This window comes from Erythrobacter sp. SG61-1L, from assembly GCF_001305965.1.
Taxonomy (GTDB): domain Bacteria; phylum Pseudomonadota; class Alphaproteobacteria; order Sphingomonadales; family Sphingomonadaceae; genus Andeanibacterium.
Window position 1 is genome coordinate 1,914,859 of record NZ_JXQC01000003.1, and the last position, 24,427, is coordinate 1,939,285.

The window sequence follows — 24,427 nt, forward strand, 5'->3', positions numbered from 1 at the left end:
CGCTCAGGCCGCCTTCGCCCCGGAGGCATGTCCCATTACGGCCTCGCGCAGCAGGAACATCCGCCCCGCATCGACTTTCAACGGGATGGTGGGCACGCAGCCCTTGTCGTCCCCCAGTGCTTCCCCCGTCTTGAGCGAGATATTCCAATTATGGAGGGGACAGGTCACCACCGCGCCATGGACGATGCCCTGGCTGAGCGGCCCCTGTTTGTGCGGGCACTTGTTGACCAGAGCGTAACAATCGCCCGTCATGGTGCGGAACACCGCGATCTCCTCGCCGCCATCCACCGGCAGAGTGCGGGCGGTGCCGGGCTCGATCTGGGTGACCGGGCCGATATCCAGCCATTTTCCGATCATTGGGCGGGCTCCATCTGCAAGGGGCGAACCTGGGCGATATGAGCGTGGAGGTCGGCACGCTTACCGCGCGCCCGCTCCGCCCAGGGATCGTGTTGGGAATATTTCTGGGAAATGCGGAACCGCGCGGCGAGCTTGCGGACCTCTTCCGGATCGGCGAGCCGCAAACGCACGCTCTCGATACCCACCCGCTCAATCCAGGAGGCGGTCCGCTCCAGATAATGCGCGTCTTCGCGGTAAAACTGGATGAAGGCGGCGCACATCTCCATCGCCTGCTCTTCCGTCTCAACCTTGGTCAAAAGGTCCGTTCCGCGCAAATGGATGCCGCCATTGCCGCCGACATGGAGTTCGTATCCGCTATCGACGCAGATCACGCCGAAATCCTTGATCGTCGCCTCGGCGCAATTGCGCGGGCAACCGCTGACCGCGATCTTGAATTTATGCGGCATCCAACTGCCCCAGGTCGCCTGCTCGATCTTAACTCCCAGCCCGGTGGAATCCTGCGTGCCGAAGCGGCACCATTCGCTGCCCACACAGGTCTTCACCGTGCGCAGGGCCTTGCCGTAAGCATGGCCGGAGACCATCCCCGCCGCGTTGAGATCGGCCCAGATCGCGGGCAGATCTTCCTTGTGGATGCCGAACAGGTCAATCCGCTGTCCGCCCGTGACCTTCACCGTGCGTGCGCCATATTTCTCGGCGGCATCGGCAATGGCCCGCAGTTCTTTGGGGTTGGTCAGCCCGCCCCACATACGGGGCACGACGGAATAAGTGCCGTCCTTCTGGATATTGGCGTGGAGCCGTTCATTGACGAAACGGCTCTTCTGATCGTCCTCATATTCGCCGGGCCATGCGCAAAGCAGATAATAGTTCAGCGCCGGGCGGCATGAAGCGCAGCCATCGGGCGTGGTCCAGTGCAGTTCCTGCATCACTTGCGGGATCGCCCGAAGTTCCTTCTCCAGGATCAGGCGGCGCACATCGTCATGAGTGAAGCTGGTGCATTTGCACATCGTCTTCGGACCGGACTTCACATCCCCGCCCAGCGTCAGCGCCAGCAGGCTTTCCACCAGCCCGGTGCAGCTGCCGCAGCTGGCCGAGGCCTTGCAGCCGGAACGGACCGCATCGAGGCTGTGTGCCCCACCCGCGATACAGGCGACGACCTGCCCCTTGGAAACGCCATTGCAGCCGCAGATTTCTGCATCGTCCGAAAGGGCGGCAACGGCGGCGTTAGGGTCCGCTAGGGCGCCCCCCATCGCAAAGGCCTGTCCGAAGATCAGCGCCTCGCGGATATCGGAAATGTCCTCGCCCTTCTTCAGCAGGTCGAAATACCAGCTGCCATCGCCCGTATCGCCATAGAGCACGGCGCCGATCACGCGGCTGTCGCGCACCACTACCCTTTTGTAGACCCCGCGCGCGGCGTCGCGCATCACGATGTCCTCGCTGCCGTCGCTGCCGGAGAAGTCCCCGGCCGAAAACAGGTCGATTCCGGATACCTTAAGTTTAGTTGAGGTTACCGATCCAGCATAGCCAGTCGGCTGATTTACAAGGAAATCTGCCAGAGAACGGCACATGTCCCACAGGGGAGCGACGAGGCCGTAGCAAGTGCCGCGATGTTGCACGCATTCACCCACGGCCATGATCGCAGGGTCGGAAGTGACCATGTGATCGTCCACCACGATACCGCGTTCGACTTCGATCCCGGCCAATTTCGCCAGCGTGGTGCTGGGCCGGATGCCCACGGCCATCACCACCAGCTCGGCCGGAATTTCCCGCCCGTCCTTCAGGCGGATACCGGCGACATGTCCGTCAGCTTCGAGGATCGATTCCGTATCCGCGCCGGTCAGGATCGTCTGGCCGCGGCGTTCCAGTTCCTCTTTCAGCAGCCAGCCCGCCGCCTCGTCCAGCTGGCGCTCCATCAGGGTGGGCATCAGGTGAACGACGGTGACCTTCATGCCGCGGAGCGAGAGGCCATGCGCTGCCTCCAGCCCCAGAAGGCCACCGCCGATCACGACTGCCCGTCCTGCCTTTCCATCCGGCCCGCCTGCATCTGCGGCGGCCAGCATCTTCTCCACATCGTCCAGATCGCGGAAGGTAACGACGCCCGGCAAGTCCTTGCCCGGCACCGGAATGATGAACGGATCGGACCCGGTGGCAACGATCAGCCGGTCATAGGGTTCGCTGCGGCCCGAAGCGGCGATTACCGTCTGCGTTTCGCGGTCGATCCGTTCCACCGGATCGCCGGATACCAGCGTGATCCCATTATCCGCGTACCATTCCGCGGAATTGATCACGATGTCCTCGAACTGCTTCTCGCCCGCAAGAACCGGTGAGAGCATGATCCGGTTGTAGTTCACTCTCGGCTCGGCGCCGAAGATCGTGATCTCGAAGCCTTCGGGATCGCGGGCGAGCAGTTCCTCGACCGCACGGCATCCGGCCATGCCGTTGCCGATCACGACCAGCCTCTCGCGTCCTCCCCTGTCGAAATTCTGCGGTGCGTTCACTCTTCCGGTCCTCCAGCCCGCCCGGGGCCAAAAGCGCACGCAAAAAAGCCGCCAGGTCGCGCCCCGAAGGACAAGACTGGCGGCACCGTTGCCACGCTATGTTGAGTTTGAAACGATTGCGCTGGTTCGCCCTTCCTTGGGCGGCGCGATTCCGTTTCAAACAATGTCTAACTCACAAAAACGGCGCCCGGCAAGAATTTTTTGCAGTGCAGCATCCCGCCGGGCGCAAGCAGTCACATCGAATAGGTGGCCTGCAGCCACATCCTGTCCGTATCGGCACCGAAGCCGTCCGCATTATAGCTGGCATATTTTGCCATCAGGCCCACCTTGCCCAGCTTGAAGCCCAGCGACGCATCCCATTCGCTGCCGTAATTCGCCCCGCCGAAATCGCTCTCGAAACTGTGCCAGGTCACGGCGGCATTGAGGCCGGGCAGCGCCTTTACCTTCGCAAATTTGTAGCTCGCGCCAATGGAGTAATCCCGCAGCCCCGCGGCCGGGGTGGTCAGGAACAGATCCGCCCAGCCATTGAAGGCGTGGAGCGTCGCCAAAGGCGTCTGGAAAGCTGCCACACCCCCATCACTGCCCAGTTCCTCGTAACCGGCCTTGAGCGTGAAGCCCTTCAGTCCCAGCCCGGCTTCGACATTGTAATATTCGGCCGTGTAGGGCGTGGGATTGCCGCCAAGGTCGGACTGAGTGGCAAAGGTGCCCGCAATATCCAGGCTGACGCCGCCGCTCAGCTTGAACCCGGCAGCCGCGCGCAAGCCATAGGTCTGGCTGCTGAAGGCCAGCCGCGTGTCGTAATCGATCAGATAGGCAAAGGCACCCAGCTTCACCGGCTTGATGTCCGCCGCGGCATTGAGCAGCACCAGATCGCCGTCGAAATGCTCGTTCGGGCTGTCCGTGCCGAAGATCGTACGTTGCGAAATGGCATAGGCCGCATCCAGCTTCACTGGCCCCAGAGTGGCCTGCGCCCGCACGGCATCGAAAGTCTGCTCGTTCTGGCGCCAGCCGACATTGCCCACGAAGCGTGCGTTATCCTGCACGATGCGCTGCCGGCCCACCGTAATGCCGAACCCCTTGCCCGCGTAAGCGACCTGCAGGCGGTTGAGTTCGATATTCTCCGGGTCTGCCACAGTGGGATATGGTTCCGCGCCGTTGCCTGGCAGCGTGTCGTTGTAATTATCCGCAATGGCGCCCGTTCCTTCACCTTCCGCCAGAAGGGAAAAGCCTGCCGCCTTGAGTTCCGCGCCGAGCCGCAGGCGGATTGTCACTGCATCCGCATCATTTGCGACCCCATCCTGTGCGACATGTTCGTAACGCAGATTGGCATCGAGGATCGGATCGAGCGTGACGCCGTCGCCCAGCGCGATCGGATCGCCTGGTGCCGCCCAGGCGGGCGTGGCAATTGCTGCGGTGGAAATTGCGGCGAGCAAAAGGAACTTGAAGCGCATCTATACCTCCCTGTGCGGCCCGTAAGGCCTGCTTGAGAGGCGAGCGCCGTTGCCCGCCGGTGTTCGGGCGGCCCACCCATGGCCGCCCCGATTTCCCTACGCCGGGAAGCAAGCGCCCTTGCCGCCTCCCCTCTCTCCCGATGGCGCGTCAGGCCGCCTTTGCGGCAGGCCCGTGATCATATTCGGACAGGAAATGAAGCACTTCCTGCCGGTATTGATAGAACTTCGGATCTTCCAGCAGCGCCTTGCGGTCGCGCGGGCGCGGCAGATCGACCTTCAGCACCTTGCCGATGGTGGCATTGGGGCCATTGGTCATCATCACTACGCGGTCGGCCAGCAGGATCGCCTCGTCCACATCGTGGGTCACCATGATCGCGGTCACCTTGGTGCGGTTCCACACTTCCACCAGCACGTCCTGCAAATCCCACCGGGTCAGGCTGTCGAGCATGCCGAAAGGCTCGTCGAGCAGCAGCAGGCGCGGGCTGAGGGCAAAGGCACGTGCAATGCCCACGCGCTGGCGCATGCCATTGGACATTTCGGCGGCGAGTTTCTCCTTCGCATCGCCCAGCCCCACGCGGTCGAGATAGTAATCGACGATGTCCCGCCGCTCACCCTTGGACGCGTGGGGATAGACCCGTTCCACCCCCAGCGCGACATTCTGCCGCGCGGTGAGCCAGGGCATCAGGCTGGGCGCCTGAAACACCACAGCCTTGTCCGGCCCGGCAATGTCGATCTCGCGATTGTCGAGCACGATGCCCCCGCCGCTGATCGCATTGAGGCCCGCCGCCATGGTCAGCACGGTGGACTTGCCGCAGCCCGAATGGCCGATCAGCGAAACGAACTCGCCCTTGTCCATCAGCAGGTCGAAATCCTCCACCACGGTCAGCGGGCCAGTGGGCGTGGGATAGACCTTCCGTAGCTTGAAGAATTCGAGATAGCGGTTCTCCACCGCGCTCTGCGCCGCCTCGCGATAGGCTTGTGGCGGCGGAGCAAGGTCCAGCGGAGTGACGTTGGGCAGCGGGACGCTGCTATCCCCACCGCTTGCCGGACCGGAATTCAACACTCCGAGATAATCGACGATCTGCTTGCGCAAGTGCTGGAAGGCGGCATCCTCGTTCATCGCCTCCCGGTCGCGCGGGCGCGGGATGCTGACGGTAAAGGTCTGGCCGATCCGCGCCGCAGGTGCGGGGGTGAGCACCGCGACGCGGTCGGCCAGTAGCAGGGCCTCGTCGACATCGTTGGTCACGAGGATGATGGTGCGCTTTTCTTCCTTGCGGATGCGTTCGATCTCATCCTGCAATTTAGCGCGTGTGAGCGCGTCCAGAGCGGAGAGCGGCTCGTCCAGCAGGAGGATTTCCGGCTCCATCGCCAGCGCTCGCGCCACGGCCACGCGCTGGCGCATCCCGCCGGAAAGCTGGGCTGGCTTGCGCTGCACGGCGTGGGCGAGGCCGACCAGTTCGACCTTCTGCTTCACCAGAGCGGCGCGCTCGGCTTTGCTTCTATCTTTATGGACCGCGTCCACCGCCAGCGCGACATTGGCCTCCACAGTCAGCCAAGGGAACAGGGAATAGGACTGGAACACAAGGCCCCTGTCCTTATCCGGCCCCTTAATCGGCTTCCCGCGCAGCAGGATTTCGCCCGCATCCGGCTCTACCAGCCCGGCAATGGCGGAGATCAGCGTGGTCTTGCCTGCCCCGGAAAAGCCCAGGATCGCGACGAATTCCCCTTCGGCGACATCGAGATCGACACCCGCCAGAACTTCGGTGACTGCGCCGGACTTGCCGGTGTAGCTCTTGGCAAGGCCCCGGAGGGACAGGATCGGCTGGTCGGTCATGCTTACCCTCCCTGTCAGGCTGCGTGGCTGCGATTGGCGAGCGACTGGAGACCCATCATCGCCCGGTCGAGCGCGAAGCCGATGAAGCCGATTACGATCACCGCAAACATGATCCGGGCAAGGCTCTGCGAACTGCCGTTCTGGAACTCGTCCCATACGAACTTGCCGAGGCCGGGGTTCTGCGCGAGCATTTCCGCCGCGATCAGCACCATCCAGCCCACACCCAGCGAAAGGCGCATGCCGGTGAAGATATAGGGCAGCGCGCTGGGCAAAACGAGGCGGGTCAGCTTGGCGAACCAGCCCAGCCGCAGCACGCGCCCCACATTCAGCAAATCCTTGTCGATGCTGGCCGTGCCGATGGCAGTGTTGATCAACGTCGGCCAGAGCGAGCACAACATCACCACCAATGCCGAGATCACGAAGGCCTTGGGCAGCGCCGGATCGGGGCTGGTGATCATGGCCGAAATCACCATGGTGACGATCGGCAGCCAGGCCAGCGGGCTGACCGGCTTCATGATCTGCACCAGCGGATTGATCGCCGCATTGACTCGCTTCGACAGGCCGCAGACGAGGCCGATGGGCACCGCCGCCAATGTCGCAAGGACAAAGCCCAGCGCCACCGTCTCAAGCGAGGTCAGCACCTGATCGGGGAAGGTCGGCGGCCCGGCGTAATCGAAATCCTGCACTGCGCCCGGATTGCCCGCCGCTACGGCTGCTGCATTGGCCGCATCCTGCCGGGCGTAGAAATCAGCCTCGGCAGTGCGCGCCGCGCTCCATTCCTCATAGAGGGCAACGCCCTGCCCGGCCACTTCCACCGGCCCCGGCAATGATCCGAGCGAAGTCTGGACCTGCGGCGCCAGCCCGGCCCACAGGCCAAGGAACGCAGCAATACCGATCAGCGGCCAGATCAGATCCCGTGACCAGCTTCCCAGCTTGCCCAGAACCGGCCCGGCACGGCTGGCTGCTTCGTGCCTTGTGGCAGGCGGCGTTGGCGCAGTTGCGGCTGAGGCCACTGGCTGCGTGGCGGGGCTTGTCGGTTCCATCGGTTCAGCCTCATCCGGTTCGGCATAAAGGGTAGCCATATCGTACTCCTTCAATCCTGTGTCGCCAGCGTGCCCAGTGTCAGCGGACACCGGCGGCGGTCACCTTCTGGCCCTGCTTCAGGCCGATGCTGAACTTGGCGAGGTAAGCATTGGGCTGGCGGCCATCGTAAGTGATGCCATCGATGAAGCCGCTCTGCGGATCGCGGAACCCATCCGTCTTCGGCACGCTGCCCGCCGGAATAGTGCCCTTTTCAACCAGCGAGTTGGCCGCCGCGAGATAGAGGTCCGGGCGATAGACGGCCTTGGCAGTGTCGAAATACCACTGATCGGCCCTGTCCTGATCGATCTGGCCCCAGCGGCGCATCTGGGTGAGATACCAGATGGCATCGGAATAGAACGGGTAGCCCGCGAACTTGTCGAAGAAGATATTGAAGCCCGGCGCCGGGCGAGTATCGCCTGGTTCGAAAGTGAACTGGCCGGTCATGCTGGCCGCAATCACCTTGGCATCGGCGCCGACATAATTGGGCTGGGACAGGATCTTGACCGCTTCTGCCCGGTTCGCCCCACCATCGGCATCCAGCCATTGCTGGGCCTTGATGATCGCGCGCAGCAGGGCGGCGGTAGTGGCGGGATATTTATCCGCGAAATCCTTGCGCAGACCGAAGACCTTTTCGGGATTGTCGTGCCAGATCTGATCGTCCGTGATCACCGGCACGCCGATCTTCTTCTGCACGGCAGCCTGGTTCCACGGCTCACCCACGCAATAGCCTTCGATGGTCCCGGCCTCCAGCGTGGCGGGCATCTGCGGCGGGGGCGTGACGGAAAGCTTCACATCCGCTCCCACCGTGCCGCCAACATCGCCCGGCGTGTAGAAACCGGGATTGAGCCCGCCTGCCGCCAGCCAATAGCGCAATTCGTAATTGTGAGTGCTGACCGGAAAGACCATGCCCATGGTGAAGGGCTTGCCCTGCTTCTTGAAGCCATCAACCACCGGCTTGAGCGCAGCCGCGGAAATCGGATGGGCCACCTTGCCGTCCGGCCACTTGGGCAGGCCGGGCTTGATCTGGTTCCACACCTTGTTGGACAGGGTGATGGCATTGCCGTTGAGATCAAGGCTGAGCGGAGCGATCAGATCAGCTTTGGTGCCATAGCCGATGGTTGCGGCAATCGGCTGGCCCGCCAGCATATGGGCGCCGTCCAGTTGCCCGCCAATCACGCCGTCCAGCAAAACCTTCCAGTTGGCCTGCGGCTCCAGCGAGACGTTCAGCCCCTCTTCGGTGAAGAAGCCCTTTTCCTTGGCAATGGCCAGCGGGGCCATATCGGTCAGCTTGATGAAGCCCAGTTTCAGGCTGGGCTTTTCAACCGCGCCGTTCGCCGCAGGTGCGGCACCCACATCTGCGCCGCTCTTGCTGCCGCCACTGGACCCGCACCCGGCCAGTGCCGCGCTGGCCAGCAGGGCCACGATCACGCTGCGGCGATTGAACTTGCTTCCTTCGAACCCGGCCATTCGCACCACCCGTCGCTATGCGAACAACGCAAAAAAGCCGCCACGATTCAGCTCCGGAACGGGAGCGGATCGGGCGGCGACGTTGCCACGCAATGTTGAATTTCGTCCGGCCTTGAGTGGACCATCCCCCATCGGATGACCGTCCGGACAAGCGAATGACTAACCGATTCGCCCGAGCGGCGTAAAGCGATTTTTGCGATGCAGCATGAAATTGCCGATCAGGGCAGCCGGGCCAGGTAGCCGGGGATGTCGTCGGGATCGAAGATGCCGCCATCGAAAAAACTGTTCTGTGTCAGCACCATGGCGCCCTGCTGAGCGGTCACGGAAGTGGGGCCGCGCAGGCTGCCTTCTACCTTGGAACTGGCCCCCGGAAGAACGTCGCCCGTGCCCATCAGTGCACTGCGATAGACGTCCGGACGGAACACCCGCGCCGCCGCTTCGGCATCCTTCGGCGAATAATCGAGTCCATCCCAGCGGACCATTTGCGAATAGAGCCAGCCCGCCTGGCTGACCCAGGGGAAGTTCGCCGCCTCGCGATACTGGAACATGAAATCGGAATAATGGACGGGCGCCCCGCCCTTCTTCAGCACCAGCCGATCCGAGATGGAACGCATGATCAGCCCGGCATCGCCGTCCAGATATTCGGGCCGGGCCAGAATTGCCGCATTGGCTTCCAGATTTTCCGGCTCCACGAAGTGCTGGCCCGCCTTGCGCATGGCGCGGATCAGCGCCTCGATGGCCGGACGCCGATCTTCCAGCACCGGCTGCCGAAGGGCCAGCACCTTTTCCACGCCGCGCCGCCAGATCTGGGCAGTGGCCAGCACAATCGTGCCCACGCCGCGTTCCACGCAGACGCTGTTCCATGGCTCGCCCACACAGGCGCCGTGCACTTCTCCGCTGGCCAGTGCATCGGCCATGAAGGGCGGCGGGATGGTGACGATCTCCACATCCCGGTCTGGCCGGATTCCGCAGGCGGCAAGCCAGTAACGCAGCATGTAACTGTGGCTGGAATAACGGTGGACCACGCCGAAGCGCAGCTTCTCCCCCTCTTCCGCGAACTGGCGCACTTCCTGCGCCAGCAAGGCGCCCATAACGCGCGGATCGCCGAGGGCGCTGCCCGGGGAAAGCCGCGTGGCCAGCTCGTTGGACAGGGTCACGGCATTGCCGTTGAGGCCCAGCACAAAGGGGGCAGAAAGCGGCTGAGGCGGGCGATTACGGCCCAGAGTGGTGGCAATCGCCAGCGGTGCCAGCATATGGGCGGCATCGCTGTGGCCATAGAGCAGCCGGTCCAGCACAGTGGCCCAAGACACATCGCGCACGAAGTCGAGCGCCAGCCCTTCCTCTTCGGCAAAGCCATGCTCACGCGCCAGGATCGGCAGGCACGCATCGACGAGCGGCAGGAAGCCGATGGTCAGCTTTTCGCTCATTGCTCGTCCTCCATCCCGGTCATTTCCCCATCAGCTCATGCGCGGTGACCACCGCTTCGGCGATATCCACGATGCGGCGGCTCGATTGCATCGCCTTACGGCGCAGTTCGGCATAGGCCTCCGGCTCGCTGATGCCCTTGCCGTCCATCAGGATGCGCTTGGCCCGGTCGACCGTCTCGCGTTCGGCCAGCTTGCCCTTGGCCTCGGCAAGGTCTGCCTGCAGCCGGGCAAAGGCGGCAAAGCGCTTGACCGCCAGATCGACCACGGACCGGATACGGTTGGCATGCAGCCCATCCACGACATAGGCGGAAACGCCCGCATCGATGGAGGCGCCGATAGCCTGGTCGTCCGCCTCGTCCACGAACATCGCGATAGGCCGGGCCAGCGCACGGCTGACTGCGAAATATTCCTCCAGCACGTCGCGCGAAGGGTTGCCGAGGTCGATCAGCACGATGTCGGGCGCGATTTCCTCGATCCGGGCAAGAAGGCCCTTGCGCTCGCCAAGCACGTAGATTTCGCAGCCGTCGAGCTGGGACAGCCCTTCCTCGATGACCGAGGCGCGCGCAGTGCGCTCGTCGACGATGGCAATCCTCATTGCCCCCGATATTGCAGCGCACAATTGCGCTGGCAAGACGGGTCGCCGAAAAAGGCATTCCCCCACCCCGCCAACACTTGCCCATGACGCGATGCGATTTCGCCGCTAGACAGGCGGCATATTTCATCGGGGAACAGCATGAATCTCGCGCAGTTGGCGATTGTCGGCATTCTGCTGCTGATGCTGGCTGCCTATGCCACGGAGCGCATCCGGATAGAGCTGGTGGCGATGGCCGGCCTCGCTGCAGGCTTCGCTTTCGGCGTGGTGCCCGCACGCGAGATATTCAGCGGTTTCGCGACGCCTGCCGTCATCACCGTGATCGAAGTGCTGCTGATCGTCTCTGCCCTGTCGTCCAGCCGGGCGGTGGACGATTTCGCGCGCAAGATCCTCGCCCGCACGGTCAACCCCGTGGCGGTGCTGGCGATCCTGTGCGGCACGGGGGCCTTCGTTTCGATCTTCATGAACAATATCGGCGCATTGGCGCTGATGTTCCCGGTGACGCTTTCCGTCTGCGCGCGGCTGAACATCGCGCCGGGGCGGATGCTCATGCCGCTGTCTTTCGCCACTCTCCTGGGCGGCACCTGTTCGCTCACCGGCACACCAGCCAATCTGATCGTCAATCAATGGGTAGTGCAGGAAACCGGGCACGGCATGGGCTATTTCGGGCTGGCACTGCTGGGCGGCCCGGTGGCATTGGCCGGGCTTGTGTGGCTGCTGATCGCCGCGCCGCGTTATTTCCGTAACCTCGAACCGGCCGCCGCGCCGTTCGATTCCGGGCCGACCGATTTTCTGGGTGAATTCGCGGTTCCCGCAGGATCGGCCCTTTCCGGAATGGCACTGCCCGATGCGGAGGTCAGCCATGATCTGACGATCCATGGTGTGGTCCGCAACGGCGCCCATGTCTTTGCCCGGCGCGCGGACATCGTCCTTGCCGCGGGTGACATACTGTTGGCCGAAGGCAGCATGGCGACGTTCGACTGGCTGACAGGAGAAGGTACACTCACCCCGGCGGGTGGCGATGCAACCGTCGGGCAGGAAGACCGGGTGGAAGCCCTCGTCATGCCCGAAAGCCTCACAGTGGGATCGCGGCTGGGCGAAGTGCTGGCCTTTGCCGAACACGGCGTGCGGGTGACTGCCCTCGCCAGCCGCCGCCACCGGGTGGAAGGGCGCTTTGCCGAGCTGCAGATCGGCATGGGCGACGTAGTGGTGCTCAACGGTCGGCGCGATGCGATCCGCGAGGCGCTGGCCGATTGTGCCCTGCTGCCGCTTTCAGGGCGCCGTCCCGTCTCGCCACGGAGCAACGCGGCCACCAGCGTGGCAATCTTCGCTGCGGGGATATTGGCGACGGCCTTCAATCTTGTCCCGGCGGAGATCGCCTTCGGTGCAGTGGTGCTGGCGCTCGCCGCGCTCGGCAGCCTGAACCTGCGATCCGCCCTGCAGGACATCAACTGGTCCAGTGTCATCCTGCTGGCCTGCATGATCCCACTGGGGCTGGCGGTTGAGGATACAGGCGCCGCGGCCGTGATCGCCAATGCCATTGCCGAGCATCTGCCGGCGTTTTCCCCCCTGGTGGTGGCAGCAACGATCCTGCTGCTTTCCGTCGTCATCACGCCCTTCATCGACAACGTCTCCACCGCCATCGTCCTCAGCCCCATCGCGGCGGGGCTGGCGGCGCGCACGGGCGTTCCGGTGGAGCCGCTGCTGATGGCCGTGGCAGTGGGCGCCTCGCTGGACTTCCTCACCCCCTTCGGCCACCACAATAACACGGTGGTAATGGGCGCGGCCGGATACCGCTTCCGGGACTTCGTTCGATTCGGTGCGCCACTGCTGGCAGTCTGCCTGCTCGCCGCGATTCCCGTCCTGGGCTGGCTGCTGCAAGGCTGAAGGGTTGATAGAATTCGTATTGCGGCCTAAATACCGACTAATCCGCTAGGGAAAGCAGCAAGGGCAGTTTCGATGATTTCCAACAAGGCCAAATATGCCTTCCGCGCCCTGCTCGCCATTGCGGCGGAACCTGAAGGGTCTGCCCTCACCAGTGCGGAGATCGCGCGGACCCATTCCATCCCCCACAAGTTCCTGGAACAGATCCTGCTGGACTTGAAGAAGGCCGGCATTCTGGACAGCCGCCGCGGCAAAAGTGGCGGATATGTGATGCTTCGGCCGGCAGATACTATCAGTTTCGGGGAAGTCCTGCGCCTGTTCGAAGGGCCGCTGGCGCCCCTGCCCTGCCTGTCGCGCAATGCCTATCGCCGCTGTGAGGATTGCGTGAGCGAGGCCGCCTGCGAGATCAGGCGAGAGTTCGGCCGGGCCTATGACGCAAGCCGCCAGGTGCTGGACGCACGCACGATTGCCGATGCCCTGCGCAACAGCCCCTATGGCTTCGAACCGGGCCACGAAGTGCGGCAAGCAGGATGAGGCGATAAAATCGGCCTTGCTAATCCCTACTAATTAGATAGACATTATGGGGCAACGCGGGATGGCGAGTGCGCAAGGCACTCGCCCCCCAACTGAACGGAGCCCTGACATGACTTCGAATGCCAGCATCCAGCCTGATGCCGATCCGGCATCCGACGCCCAGTCTCTGCTGGAAGAAAGCCTTGCCGGCGTCCGCGAGGCACTGGCCCGCCTGCGCTTCGGCAGTGTGGCGATCACTGTCCATGAAGGCCGCGTCGTGCAGATCGACGTGACGGAAAAACGCAGGCTCGTGCGGAGCTGAAGCCCGCAAGCCTGCGCCTTTCCGGCTGAAACCCGACACCCAAAATCAAACCAATAAGCACGGCCAACCGGACCGCCGGAGGCATCGTGGATCCAACAGGAGGAAACACATGATCTCTCGCGCAATTTCCCGTGCCGGCCTGCTCGCTGGCGCCGCCGCCGGTGCGCTGATCGCCCTTCCCGCCCATGCGGAAACGGCCGATCTCCCCGCCGCGGCCTCCACTGCTGCTGACAGTGTCGAGCAGGATGGCGGCTATCCCGAAAACGTGATCATCATCACGGCCCGCCGCCGCGCGGAGGCCGCACAGGATGTGCCGATCGCAATCGCCACTCTGGACGGGCGCACAATCAACGAAACCGGCGCCTTCAACATTCAGAAGCTGCAGCAGCTTGCCCCCACGCTGCAGGTCTATTCCTCCAACCCGCGCAACACTTCGGTGAACATCCGCGGCATCGGCGTGCCCTTTGGCCTGACCAATGACGGGTTCGAGCAGGGCGTGGGCATCTATGTGGACGACGTCTATTATTCCCGCCCCGCATCCGCCGTGTTCGACTTCCTCGACGTGTCTCAGGTGGAAGTGCTGCGCGGCCCGCAGGGCACGCTTTACGGCAAGAACACCACGGCAGGCGCAATCAACATCCGCACCAACCAGCCGACCTTCGATTTCGAAGGCAATGCAGAAGTCACTCTGGGCGATCTCAATCTGAAGCAGGCCAAGGTGGCCGTTTCCGGCCCACTGTCGGACAATATCGCGGCTCGCATCGCCGTGTCTTCCACCAGCCGCCGGGGCACGATCTACAACGTAACCTCGGGCGACTGGATCAATTCGCAGGACAATCTGGGCGTGCGCGGCCAATTGCTGTTCCGCCCGACCGATACACTCGACATCACCCTGTCAGGCGATTTCAGTTCGCAGGACCCGGATTGCTGCGGCACCGTCTATGTCGGCTATGGCCCCACCCAACGGGCAACGAACCGCCAGTTTCCGGCTCTGGCCGCTGGCGTCGGTTACGTCCCGGCCAGCACGAACCCGTTCGATCGCCTGACCGACCTCGATGCCAGCCTGAATGCGGGCAACAAGACCGGCGGTGCCTCACTGCGCCTGTCCTGGGACATTGACGACCACAACAGCTTCAGCTCGATCACCTCGTGGCGTTTCTGGGACTGGAAGCCCGAGAATGACCGCGACTACACCGGCCTGGCAATCGTCAGCAAATCGCAGAATCCCTCGCAGCAGGATCAATATTCGCAGGAATTCCGCTTCAACCACTCTAGCGACGATGTGAACATCGTGCTCGGCGCCTTCGCCTTCCACCAGCGGATCGACACACAGGGCACCGAACAGCAAGGCGCCGATGCGAGCTACTGGAACCTGACCGGCGGGCAATACGATGCGCTGGCCAGCGACCCCAGCGTGCTGGAAGGACTGACGGCCTACAACACACAATGGCTCAAGGCGACCAGCCTCGCCCTGTTCGGCCAGCTTGACTGGAAGGTAACCGACCGCCTGACCATCCAGCCCGGCCTGCGCCTGAATTACGACAAGAAGGAAGGCCATTACGAACGCGAGGTGTATGACGGCCAGGGCAATCTGCTGCCCGCCACGGGCGGCACAACCAAGCAGCGGGCCCAGCGAAGCATCTATGCCCCGCTGTTCTACGAGCCGAGCTTCAGCGACTGGAACTTCAGCTACGATCTGACGCTGAGCTACGAACTGGCGAATGACGTGCTGGCCTATGCCACCTACGCCAAGACCTTCAAGACGGGCGGCATCAACCAGAACGGCGTGCCCGTGGATGCCAGCAACAACCCGATCGAGGCGGCCTATACGATCAAGCCGGAATCGGTGAACCACTGGGAAGCGGGCATCAAATCGCAGTTCTGGGATCGCAAGATCACGCTGAACCTCGCCGCGTTCCGTACTTCGATCGACGATTTCCAGGCCAATGTCAGCAATGGCCAGTTCGGCGTGCTGCGCGGCTATCTGGCCAATGCTGAAAAGGTCCGGACGCAGGGTGTCGAACTGGATTTCAACGTCCGGCCCAGCGCCCGCTTCAACGCCTATGTCAACGGCGCCTATACCGATGCGACCTATGTGAAATTCACCGATGCGCCGTGCCCGCCCGAACTGGCCGGTGCCGGCAGCGGCGGTGCGCCTTACAACACTACCCCGGGTGTGCCGGGCGGGAACAGCCAGCCCAATTGCGACGTTTCCGGGCAAGTGCTGCCGGGCGTTTCCAAATGGGCGTTCTCCTATGGTGCGGATGCCAATCTGCCGGCCAGGCTGTTGGGCAAGGAAGGCGAGGTCTATCTTGGCGTTGACGGAAGCTACCGTTCGGAATTCTCGTCCAACCCGTCTCCCTCCATCTACACCTGGATCGATGGCTACGCGCTCACCAATTTCCGCCTCGGCTTCCGCACGGACAGCGGGCTGAACATCTACGGCTGGGTGCGCAACGCCTTTGACGTGAACTATTTCGAACAGCTCAATTTCGGGCCGAGCAATACCGGCCTGATCGCCGGCAGCCTCGGCGATCCGCGCACTTGGGGCGGCACGATCAGGATCGAATTCTGATCGTGCCCGCCTGAAACAGAGAGGACGACCTCATGTTTGATTTCTCGGCGATCGGCCTGACCGACATCCTGCCCTTCATTGCGGTAGGCTTCGTCGCCCAGCTTGTGGACGGAGCGCTGGGCATGGCCTTCGGCGTGCTGACCCAAACGATGCTGGTGGCCGTGCTGGGCGTTCCGCCCGCCACGGCATCGGCCAGCGTCCATCTGGTGGAAGTCTTCACAACCGGGGCATCGGGCGCCAGCCATATCTTGCATCGCAATGTCGACTGGAAGCTGTTCTGGCGGCTGGTGCCCGCAGGGATCGTGGGCGGCGTATCGGGGGCCTATCTGCTCTCCAGCATCGATGCCAGCGCGGCCAAGCCCTTCGTCATGGCCTATCTCACGATTGTCGGCTTCTACCTGCTGTACAAGGCCGTGCGCCACGATCCCGATCCGCATTTCAAGGACCCGAAGGCTACGGCGCCCCTCGCGCTGACCGGCGGGTTCCTCGATGCGGCGGGCGGCGGCGGCTGGGGGCCGGTGGTCACGTCCAACCTGCTGGTGCAGGGCAGCGATCCGCGCAAGACGGTGGGCACGGTCAATTCGGCGGAGTTCCTGCTTACGCTGACCATCTCGATCACTTTCCTCGGCACGCTGGGATTTTCGGCCTTTACCCATGCGGTGATCGGCCTGATCATCGGCGGCGTGGCAGCAGCACCCTTCGGGGCGATCTTCGCCAAAAGGCTCAATCCCCGGTTCCTGCTTGCTGCCGTATCGGTCGTGCTGATCGCCACAAGTCTGTTCAGCATCATCAAGGCCTGGCCGATCTTTTAAGGCTGGCTTCAAGGATCGGACAAAGGCGTGGGGGAAGCGGGAATGGACGTTCAGCTCATCGCGATCTGCGTGCTGACCGGGGTAATCAACCTCATCGGTGCGCTGGCCTATGCAGCCCGCATTGCCGGCGTGCGCACGCGGCGGATCGCGATGAGCTTCGCGCTGTTCAACATCCTGATCCTTGTCTCGCGCCTGTCCAATGGCCTGCTCGGCCCGCTGGTCGCCAAGCGGATCGAAACCGCCATCGCGGGCGGCGGCGACAAGGGGCTTGCGGGCGACTTCCACCTGATGCTCGCCTCTGCCAGCGTGGCAGTGTTGCTGGGCATATTGCTGGTGCCCAGCGCGCAGCGGGCCTTTTCCGCTGCCATAGTCCATCTGCAGAAATCCCGTTCAGTCGGCCGCCTGCTACTCAACAGCGCCTCGCCATCGGGCCTCAGGGTCATGTGGCATTCGCTCGCCCTGCCCCGCACGGCCAATATCCGCCTGTTTTCCAAGCCTCAGGAACTGGGCTGGGGCATCGTGATTGCCAATTGCCTGGCGCAGGCCATTCTGGCGGTGGGTGTCTTCGCCTCGATCTATGCGGGCTATCTGAATCCGGAATATCGGGTCACTGCATCGCAGCTTTCATCCGTGATCAATGGCTTCGCCACGATCCTGCTCTTCGCATTCATTGACCCGCACCTGTCCGTCATCACCGACGATGCGGCGGAAGGCCGGGTGAGCGATGCCGTGTTCCGCCGCGTGATCGTTTGGATTTCCGCCAGCCGCCTGGCCGGGACAGTGCTGGCACAAGCGCTGTTCCTGCCCGCTGCCCATGCGGTGGCGTGGATTTCCAACTACGTCTGACAGGGCCGGAGTTTATTTCGGCAGCAGGCCCATCTGCTCGATGATGGCCTTCTGCTCCGGATACCAGAACTCCAGATGGCAGGCCTCGCACACGCCATCCATTTCGTTGATCAGCTTGCCAGCGGCAACGGCATCATGCGCCTTGGCCGCCGCTGCCAGATCGGTCGAATGACTGGCCAGCGATTCCGCCAGTGCCCGGAACACATCGGCGTCCCGGTCCATATGGGCCTGGATCTGGTCAGGCGTCGGCGCGCCTTCTGTGCCTTCATCCGCGATCTTCACGCCCGGACGAGTGACCTTAAGCGGGTCGAGTTTGGAAAGGTCCGTTGCATGGCCCGCCATCCGGGCGGAAGCTTCCGCCAGCGCAGTCCAGGTCTTGTCATCCATCAGCGCTGGATCGATCGAGGCCTGATCGTCGATCGCGGCATTGCCGATCTCCCAGATGGCGTCCGCATCGGGGTCGATCCGCTCGATCATCATTTCGTGGACGGTCTTGTCGAGAGCCCCCGATTCTTCAGCGGCCGGCTCCTGGCTGGAACAGCCGGCAGCGAAAGTGACCAGCACAAGCAGGCTGGCAAGGCGCAATTTCATGGGCATTCCTCATCTCTCCGGGCGTCTGTTGGCCCAAGGGCCAAGCTGCTGGACGAATGACAGGCCCGGCGGAAGTAATTTACCGTTACGGCGACGTAACATCGCCCTGACGAGGCAGTCTTTGCCCCCGAATATTCCAGACAAAGTCAATCTTAAGGTGAGGCCCCAAAAGTCCAACATGACGCGTATCCGAGATACAAATGGCGCAATTCCTTATGTAACGGGCAATGCGCAGTTACATTACCGTAATTAACTTGTTGCCCCTCCCCCGCGGCCTAACTGCGTCAATGTCAATCCGGCCGGGAACAGGCCGGACCATCCGAACATGGGGGAAATCATGAGAAATACCATACGCGGCCGCACGGCCATGCTGGCTCCGCTTGGCCTGATCGCGCTGCTGTTCCCCGCAACGGCCCACAGCCAGACGGCAGGTGTCGCCGGTGAGGAAGGCGAGACGGAAGAAGCCACAATCGTCGTCACCGCCAACCGGGCGCCCATGCGGCTGGATCAGGTGGGCCAGAGCATGACCGTGCTGGACATCAAGGCCATCGAGGCCAGTCAGGCCGTGGGCGTCACCGAACTGCTGTCACAGACGCCCGGCGTCCAGTTCAGCCGTAATGGCGGGCCGGGCAAATCCACCAGCCTCTATGTACGCGGCGCCGAAACCGGCCAGACCGTGGTGCTGTTCGACGGCGTTCGCCTGCACGATCCGTCCACCACCGATGGCGGCGCCACTCTGGCAGACGTGATGGTGGGCGACATCGGCCGTATCGAAGTGCTGCGCGGCGCGCAGTCCACCCTGTGGGGCAGCCAGGCAATCGGCGGGGTAATCAACATCATCAGCCGCGAACCGAAAAAGCCGTTCGAGGCCGACTTTCAGGCAGAAGCGGGAGAACTGGACACCTACCTCGCCCGCGCGGGGCTGGGCGGCAAGGATGGCGGCCTGACATGGCGCGTGGGCGGCAGCTTCGTGTCATCAGGCGGCGTTTCGGCCTATGCCAAGGGCGCCGAGCCTGACGGTTATGAAAACACCACGCTGCACGGGCGGATCAAATACGCCATCGCCGATGCTGTGGAGGTGGACCTGCGCAGCGTCTACACATTCGGTCGCAATGAATATGACAATTTCAACGCCGATGCCCCAGTCCATGGCGAGAACGGCACCTGGCTGAATTACGGCGCCTTCAGCTTCGACCTGCTGGGCCGCCTGCACAACCGCTTCGCCTTTGCGCGCACGGACATCACCCGCACCAATTATGACCGTTCGGAAGCGCGCAAGCCTCAGCCCATCACCTTCGACGCTGCGGGCAAGACCGACCGTTTCGAATATCAGGGTACGCTGGACATCACGAAGGGCTGGTCCGCCGTCTTCGGGATCGAACATGCGGAAAACGATATGCGGACCGCATCGCCCACTGTCGCAAAGCCCAACCCGGTACCGATCAGCGCGCAGGACAGCACCACGGGCATTTACGGCCAGGTTCAGGGCGAAGTAGCCAAGGGGCTGACCCTGACCGGCGGAATCCGGCAGGAAGACCATAGCACGTTCGGCGGCAGCACCGTGGGCAGCGCATCGGTCGCATGGTCTCTCAATGGCGGCGACACAGTTCTGCGCGCCAGTTGGGCACAGGGGTTCAAGGCGCCAAGTCTCTATCAGCTCTACAGTCAGTACGGGAATACCGGCCTGGCGCCTGAAAAGGCCGAAAGCTGGGACATCGGCGCGGAACAGCGCATTGGGAAGTTCTCTCTTTCCGCCGTCTATTTCCATCGCGATACGGAAAATCTGGTCCAGTATTCCTATTGCTCGGCCAACCCGGCGGAACCGCTGTGCGGCGATGGCCGGTCCGGCTATTACGCCAATGTCGGCAATGTCCGGGCAAAGGGCGTGGAACTGGGCGCCAGCGTCAATTTCGGCCCGCTGACAGCCTCGGCCAATTTCACTTATCTCGATGCGGTCAACACCACGCCGGGCGATGCCAATCTGGGCAAGAAGCTGGCGCGCCGCCCGCGCGAGAACTTCAACGCCACTGTCAGCTATACATGGCCGTTCAGGCTGGTCACTTCCGCATCCGTCCGCATAGCGGGCGATAGCTTCAACGATGCGGCGAACAGCCAGTTGCTGAAGAGCTACACACTGGTGGACCTGCGCCTGTCCTACCCAATCGACGACCGGATCGAACTCTATGCCCGCACGGAGAACGCCTTCGACGAGAAATACGAGACGATTACCGATTACAGCACCATGCCGCGCGCTGCCTATGGCGGCGTAAGGCTGAAGTTCTGAGCGGCGGGCAGCCAGGATGCGTGCGATCCTCCTGATCGTCCATCGCTGGGCAGGTCTCACTATCGCGCTGGCGCTGGTGCTGACCGGCCTGACCGGTGCGATCCTGCCGTTCCAGCGCGAACTGGGATACCGGATCGCGGCCGATGTCTGGCAAGTGGCCCCGCCGCATCCCGGCGCGCAGCCGCTTTCCGGCATCGAACTGATGCACAGGGTGGAACAACAGACCGGCGGCACGGTCAGCTACATCAAGCTGGAGCCGACACCCGGCCTTGCCCTGGCAGTATTCGTCAGCGCACCGCAGGGCCACCCTCCGCTTCCCTATGATGAAGTGTTCGTCGATCCCTACACCGGCGCCATCCGGGCAAGCGTGCATCTGGCAGATCTGGATGACGGCGCCGTCAACATCATGCCGTTTCTGGTCCGCTTCCATTACACGCTGGCTGCAGGGCCATGGGGCCGGTTCATTCTTGGCATTGCAGCGCTGATCTGGGTGCCAGTGTGCCTTGCCGGGCTGGTTCTGAGCCTGCCCCGCGGACGGTTGGCGGGCGGCGTTGCGGGGCGGCTGCACGCCTGGGCGCCAGCCTGGAAGATACGGCGCGGGCAAGGCGCACGCATCCTGACCTATGACCTCCACCGTGCTTCCGGCCTGTGGATCTGGCCCGTCATGCTGGTCTTCGCCTGGTCCGCCGTCGCCTTCAATCTCGACGATGTCCATGAACCCGTGCAGCGTTTCTTCGGCGCACGCGGCCTCTACAATCCGCCAGAGAACTCTGCCCCTGCTCAGGGGGAGAGGCTAAGCCCGCAGGAAGCGGCGGAGGTTGGCGCGCGACTGATGGCGCAGGAAGCTGTCCGGCAGGGTTTTGCCATTCGCGGGCCGGAAGCGATCAGCTTCAACAGCCATGCCCATGCGGTCGGCTATTATGCGCGCACCAGCCTCGATGGGCCGACAGAGCGCGGATCGACCGCGGTGTGGTTTGACGAAGTATCCGGCAGACAGATCGGCTTTCGCCATCCCTTCGGCACGACTCCCGCCGATGCATTCGACAAGGCGACCCGGCTGCTCCACACGGCGGACCTGTTCGGCTGGCCTTACCGAATCTTCGTAAGCCTGATCGGCCTGCTGACTGCCGCTTCGTCTATCGCCGGGCTGCTTGTCTGGCTCAGGCGTTCGCGCCGTGGTTCCGGGGGGCGCAGCGCAGCGCCGGAATCCAGGCAAACCACCGTGTAACGCGGTGTTACGCGGCGCAATTACGGTAATTAACTTGGATTAGTGGCGGCAGCCGTCAATCTGGCCAAGTGACGCCAAGGGCTTGGGCCTGCCGCCATTTAGCAGCAACCCCGGTTCTTTGCGTCACCTTTTACTCTCCCGGCCCTACACCCAGCGGGGCCGCACTTAAGGGGGACGCGGCTATGGTCACTCTTGTTGCGTCCCCTATTTTTCCCTTTTTGTCCAGTGCAACAAGGCTGACGCCAAAGGTTCGCCCGCACCTGTTGCACTAACGCTCCAGCTTGGTCGCCAGAATCACCGATGTGGTGGTGCGTTCCACGCCTTCGAACAGTCCGATCTCGTCGATCAGATCGTTGAGCTGAGCCGTATCGTCTGCTTCCAGCATGGCGATGACATCATATTCTCCGCTGATCGCGAACACGGCCTGCACCAGCGGGATTTCCGCCAGCGCCTGCTCCACCTCGCGGTGGCAGCGCGGCAATGTCTTGATCATCATATGAGCGCGCACACGGCTGCCCGAAAAGGCCGGGCCGAGCCGGACGGTGTAGCCGTCCACAACCCCCTCTTCCTCGAGCCGGGCGAGGCGCGAGTAGAGCAGCCCGCGCGATATATCGAGATCCTTGGCAAGCTGGGCAATCGGCCGCCGCGCATCGACCCGAAGCAGGGCGAGCAAGCGCTCGTCCGTTTCGTCGAGGCGCGGCGGCGATGCGCCGTTCATTTGGCCCAGCCTTCATCGGCGTAGATGGCAGTCTGCGCGGCTTCGGCCGAAGAAACCTTGCCGCGATACATGCCCAGATCGTTGATCGCGAAAGCGGCGGTGCCATCCGCCCCCATGGCGATCAGGCCGCCGTCGCCGCCAATTGCGCCGACTGCCATGATCGTGGCCTGCGCAGCCTGAGTGACACTTTCGCTATGCCATGCCACCCGGTCGCACACCTGCCTCGCCGCGCTTTCACGGATGAAATACTCGCCCGTGCCTGTGGCGGAGACGGCGCATTCCCCATTCTTGGCATAGGTGCCCGCCCCGATAATCGGGGAATCGCCCACCCGGCCCCAGCGTTTGCCCGTGGTTCCACCGGTAGAGGTCGCTGCAGCCAGATTGCCATTGAGGTCCAACGCCACTGCGCCAACCGTTCCATACATATGGGTCGGGTCGATTCCGGCCTGCTCGCGCTTGCGCCAGGCCTCGATCTGCTGCCAGCGCTCTTCCGTGCGGAACCATGAGGGATCGACCTGTTCCAGACCCTGTTCCTGCGAGAACTTGTCCGCACCTGCCCCGGTCAGCATCACATGGCGGCTCTTGTCCATCACTGCCCGGGCGAGCGCAATGGGGTGACGCGTGCGGGTAATCCCGGCCACGGCGCCCGCCTTCTGCGTCTTGCCGTCCATAATCGCGGCATCCAGTTCGTTCTTGCCTTCGGCCGTGAACACCGCGCCGCGACCGGCATTGAACAGGGGATCGTCTTCCAGCACCTGCACGGCGGCCTGCACGGCATCAAGCGAACTGCCGCCCTTTTCCAGCACTCCGCTGCCTGCCGCCAGCGCAGCGTTGAGCGCGGCGCGATAGGCCGCGTCTTTTTCAGGCGTCAGGTCGCCGCGCTCCAGCACGCCTGCCCCGCCATGGATTGCCAGAGACCACATCGGCACAATCCCGAACTCGCCCTTGCTGGCGAAATAATCGCGCACGAAAAGCGGATTGTCGACCGTGCGCTCAGGCAAATGCAGCACCGAATTAGGCCCGATGCCCAGAACGCGGATACGCGGCGCTTCCAGCGGCCCGCCGGGCGTCAGTCCCTTGAGCGAGGAGCCAACGACCAGCCAGGCAATGCCCTGCGGGTCCGTGGCGTAAATCCGCGCGGAACCGTCCGCGTCCAGCGCCAGAGCCGCGCTCTCATCCACACCAAGGCCATACATCGGAGCCACATCGGCACCCTCACCCGCCTGCGCCTTGGCGAGGAAGGCGAACAGGCGGCCCAGACGGTTGCGCTCCTTGAAATGCGTGTCGGTCACGACCCGGTCGAGCAGCTTCAGATGGAGGAAGTCGCTCTCCATCGTCACGGCAGGCCCGAAAGGATCGGCCAGTGCTTCCGGGCTGGCAATGCTGCCCCCATCCATCGCGCCGTAAAGCTTCTCGCCCAGCATGGCTAGGCCGGCGCTGGTGCCGGCGATCGGCTTGCCCGCCGCGACATGCGCGTCAAGCAACCGGGCCACTTCCGTGCCCTTCCAGAACCGAACGTAATTCGACTGATCACCGCCCGCGATGAAGATGCCGTCAGCCTTGCGCAGCGCTGCCAGCACCTTCGGGTCCGACGACGCATCGCGGCTGGAGAACACGAAGGTTTCGGCCGAGGTCACCCCGCCGACATCCTCGTAAAATTCATCGCCAATTTCACCCGCATAGGATGCGCGCAGGATCACGATATGCCCGCCGCCAGCCTTGGCGACAAACCAGCGCATGGCATCATTGTTGCGGTCGCCCCCGCCCATCAGCAGCAGGCCGCCGGATACCTTGCCGGGGGTTGGCGCAGCCAGATCGCCGACCGCATAGCGTTCGTACCCCTTGCCCTTCGCCAGCGCGGGCGAACCGCCCGTCAAAGCAAGGGCAAGCGCCGAGACAATCAGCGCCATCAACTTGTGCAACCGCATACAGCCTCCAAACCGGACGC

19 protein-coding genes are annotated in these 24,427 nt (G+C 63.3%); 8 read left to right on the forward strand and 11 right to left on the reverse strand.

Features of this window, described 5'->3' with window-relative positions; genetic code table 11:
* Positions 1-3 precede the first annotated feature (3 nt).
* The 8 genes from nirD to SZ64_RS09690 all read right to left on the reverse strand — a co-directional run bounded on the left by nirD (position 4) and on the right by SZ64_RS09690 (position 10,709).
* Positions 4-357, reverse strand: a complete 354-nt coding sequence (nirD, locus tag SZ64_RS09655; RefSeq protein ID WP_054530631.1) for a nitrite reductase small subunit NirD — start codon at positions 355-357, stop codon at positions 4-6.
* Positions 354-2,852, reverse strand: coding sequence for a nitrite reductase large subunit NirB (gene nirB, locus SZ64_RS09660; protein WP_082384511.1), 2,499 nt, complete (start codon positions 2,850-2,852; stop codon positions 354-356). The genes nirD and nirB overlap by 4 nt, the downstream gene beginning before the upstream one ends.
* 233 nt (positions 2,853-3,085) lie before the next feature.
* Complete coding sequence (locus SZ64_RS09665; RefSeq protein ID WP_054530633.1) at positions 3,086-4,303, reverse strand: alginate export family protein; 1,218 nt, start codon at positions 4,301-4,303, stop codon at positions 3,086-3,088.
* Between the two features lie 148 nt (positions 4,304-4,451).
* Positions 4,452-6,137, reverse strand: a complete 1,686-nt coding sequence (locus SZ64_RS09670; protein ID WP_054530634.1) for a nitrate ABC transporter ATP-binding protein — start codon at positions 6,135-6,137, stop codon at positions 4,452-4,454.
* 14 nt (positions 6,138-6,151) lie between these two features.
* Positions 6,152-7,219 carry an ABC transporter permease gene (locus tag SZ64_RS09675; RefSeq protein ID WP_082384512.1) on the reverse strand — a complete coding sequence of 356 codons (1,068 nt, stop codon included), beginning with the start codon at positions 7,217-7,219 and terminating at the stop codon, positions 6,152-6,154.
* Positions 7,220-7,259: 40 nt separating this feature from the next.
* Positions 7,260-8,687, reverse strand: a complete 1,428-nt coding sequence (locus SZ64_RS09680) for a CmpA/NrtA family ABC transporter substrate-binding protein (RefSeq protein WP_054530635.1) — start codon at positions 8,685-8,687, stop codon at positions 7,260-7,262.
* Positions 8,688-8,905: 218 nt separating this feature from the next.
* Complete coding sequence (locus tag SZ64_RS09685) at positions 8,906-10,114, reverse strand: ABC transporter substrate-binding protein (protein WP_054530636.1); 1,209 nt, start codon at positions 10,112-10,114, stop codon at positions 8,906-8,908.
* 19 nt (positions 10,115-10,133) lie between these two features.
* On the reverse strand, positions 10,134-10,709 hold the full coding sequence (locus SZ64_RS09690) for an ANTAR domain-containing protein (protein WP_054530637.1): 576 nt from the start codon (positions 10,707-10,709) through the stop codon (positions 10,134-10,136).
* Positions 10,710-10,847: 138 nt separating this feature from the next.
* Here SZ64_RS09690 and SZ64_RS09695 point away from each other — a divergent pair, with 138 nt between their 5' ends.
* The 6 genes from SZ64_RS09695 (at position 10,848) to SZ64_RS09720 (ending at position 17,658) form a co-directional block, all read left to right on the forward strand.
* Positions 10,848-12,593, forward strand: a complete 1,746-nt coding sequence (locus SZ64_RS09695; protein WP_054530638.1) for an SLC13 family permease — start codon at positions 10,848-10,850, stop codon at positions 12,591-12,593.
* 72 nt (positions 12,594-12,665) lie between these two features.
* Positions 12,666-13,124, forward strand: a complete 459-nt coding sequence (locus SZ64_RS09700) for an Rrf2 family transcriptional regulator (RefSeq protein WP_054530639.1) — start codon at positions 12,666-12,668, stop codon at positions 13,122-13,124.
* A gap of 109 nt (positions 13,125-13,233) precedes the next feature.
* The gene (locus SZ64_RS09705; protein WP_054530640.1) at positions 13,234-13,425 is read left to right on the forward strand and encodes a YezD family protein; all 192 of its coding nucleotides are present in this window, start codon (positions 13,234-13,236) and stop codon (positions 13,423-13,425) included.
* Positions 13,426-13,534: 109 nt separating this feature from the next.
* Positions 13,535-16,000, forward strand: coding sequence for a TonB-dependent receptor (locus SZ64_RS09710; protein ID WP_054530641.1), 2,466 nt, complete (start codon positions 13,535-13,537; stop codon positions 15,998-16,000).
* 32 nt (positions 16,001-16,032) lie between these two features.
* Complete coding sequence (locus SZ64_RS09715) at positions 16,033-16,812, forward strand: sulfite exporter TauE/SafE family protein (RefSeq protein ID WP_054530642.1); 780 nt, start codon at positions 16,033-16,035, stop codon at positions 16,810-16,812.
* Between the two features lie 42 nt (positions 16,813-16,854).
* Positions 16,855-17,658, forward strand: coding sequence for a lipid II flippase Amj family protein (locus SZ64_RS09720; RefSeq protein WP_054530643.1), 804 nt, complete (start codon positions 16,855-16,857; stop codon positions 17,656-17,658).
* Positions 17,659-17,670: 12 nt separating this feature from the next.
* Here SZ64_RS09720 and SZ64_RS09725 read toward each other — a convergent pair whose 3' ends face one another.
* Entirely contained in the window at positions 17,671-18,249 is a 579-nt protein-coding gene (locus SZ64_RS09725; RefSeq protein WP_054530644.1) for a cytochrome c, read from the reverse strand.
* A 337-nt stretch (positions 18,250-18,586) separates the two neighbouring features.
* Between SZ64_RS09725 and SZ64_RS09730 the strand changes: the two genes are divergently transcribed.
* Positions 18,587-20,533, forward strand: coding sequence for a TonB-dependent receptor (locus SZ64_RS09730; protein WP_162225101.1), 1,947 nt, complete (start codon positions 18,587-18,589; stop codon positions 20,531-20,533).
* Positions 20,534-20,549: 16 nt separating this feature from the next.
* Complete coding sequence (locus SZ64_RS09735) at positions 20,550-21,761, forward strand: PepSY-associated TM helix domain-containing protein (RefSeq protein WP_054530646.1); 1,212 nt, start codon at positions 20,550-20,552, stop codon at positions 21,759-21,761.
* 268 nt (positions 21,762-22,029) lie between these two features.
* Here SZ64_RS09735 and SZ64_RS09740 read toward each other — a convergent pair whose 3' ends face one another.
* Together SZ64_RS09740 and SZ64_RS09745 are read right to left on the reverse strand one after the other, a co-directional pair.
* Positions 22,030-22,479 (reverse strand): Lrp/AsnC family transcriptional regulator, encoded by a 450-nt coding sequence (locus SZ64_RS09740; RefSeq protein WP_054530647.1) that lies wholly within the window; start codon positions 22,477-22,479, stop codon positions 22,030-22,032.
* Positions 22,476-24,389 carry an isoaspartyl peptidase/L-asparaginase gene (locus SZ64_RS09745; protein WP_241773017.1) on the reverse strand — a complete coding sequence of 638 codons (1,914 nt, stop codon included), beginning with the start codon at positions 24,387-24,389 and terminating at the stop codon, positions 22,476-22,478. The genes SZ64_RS09740 and SZ64_RS09745 overlap by 4 nt, the downstream gene beginning before the upstream one ends.
* Positions 24,390-24,427 lie beyond the last annotated feature (38 nt).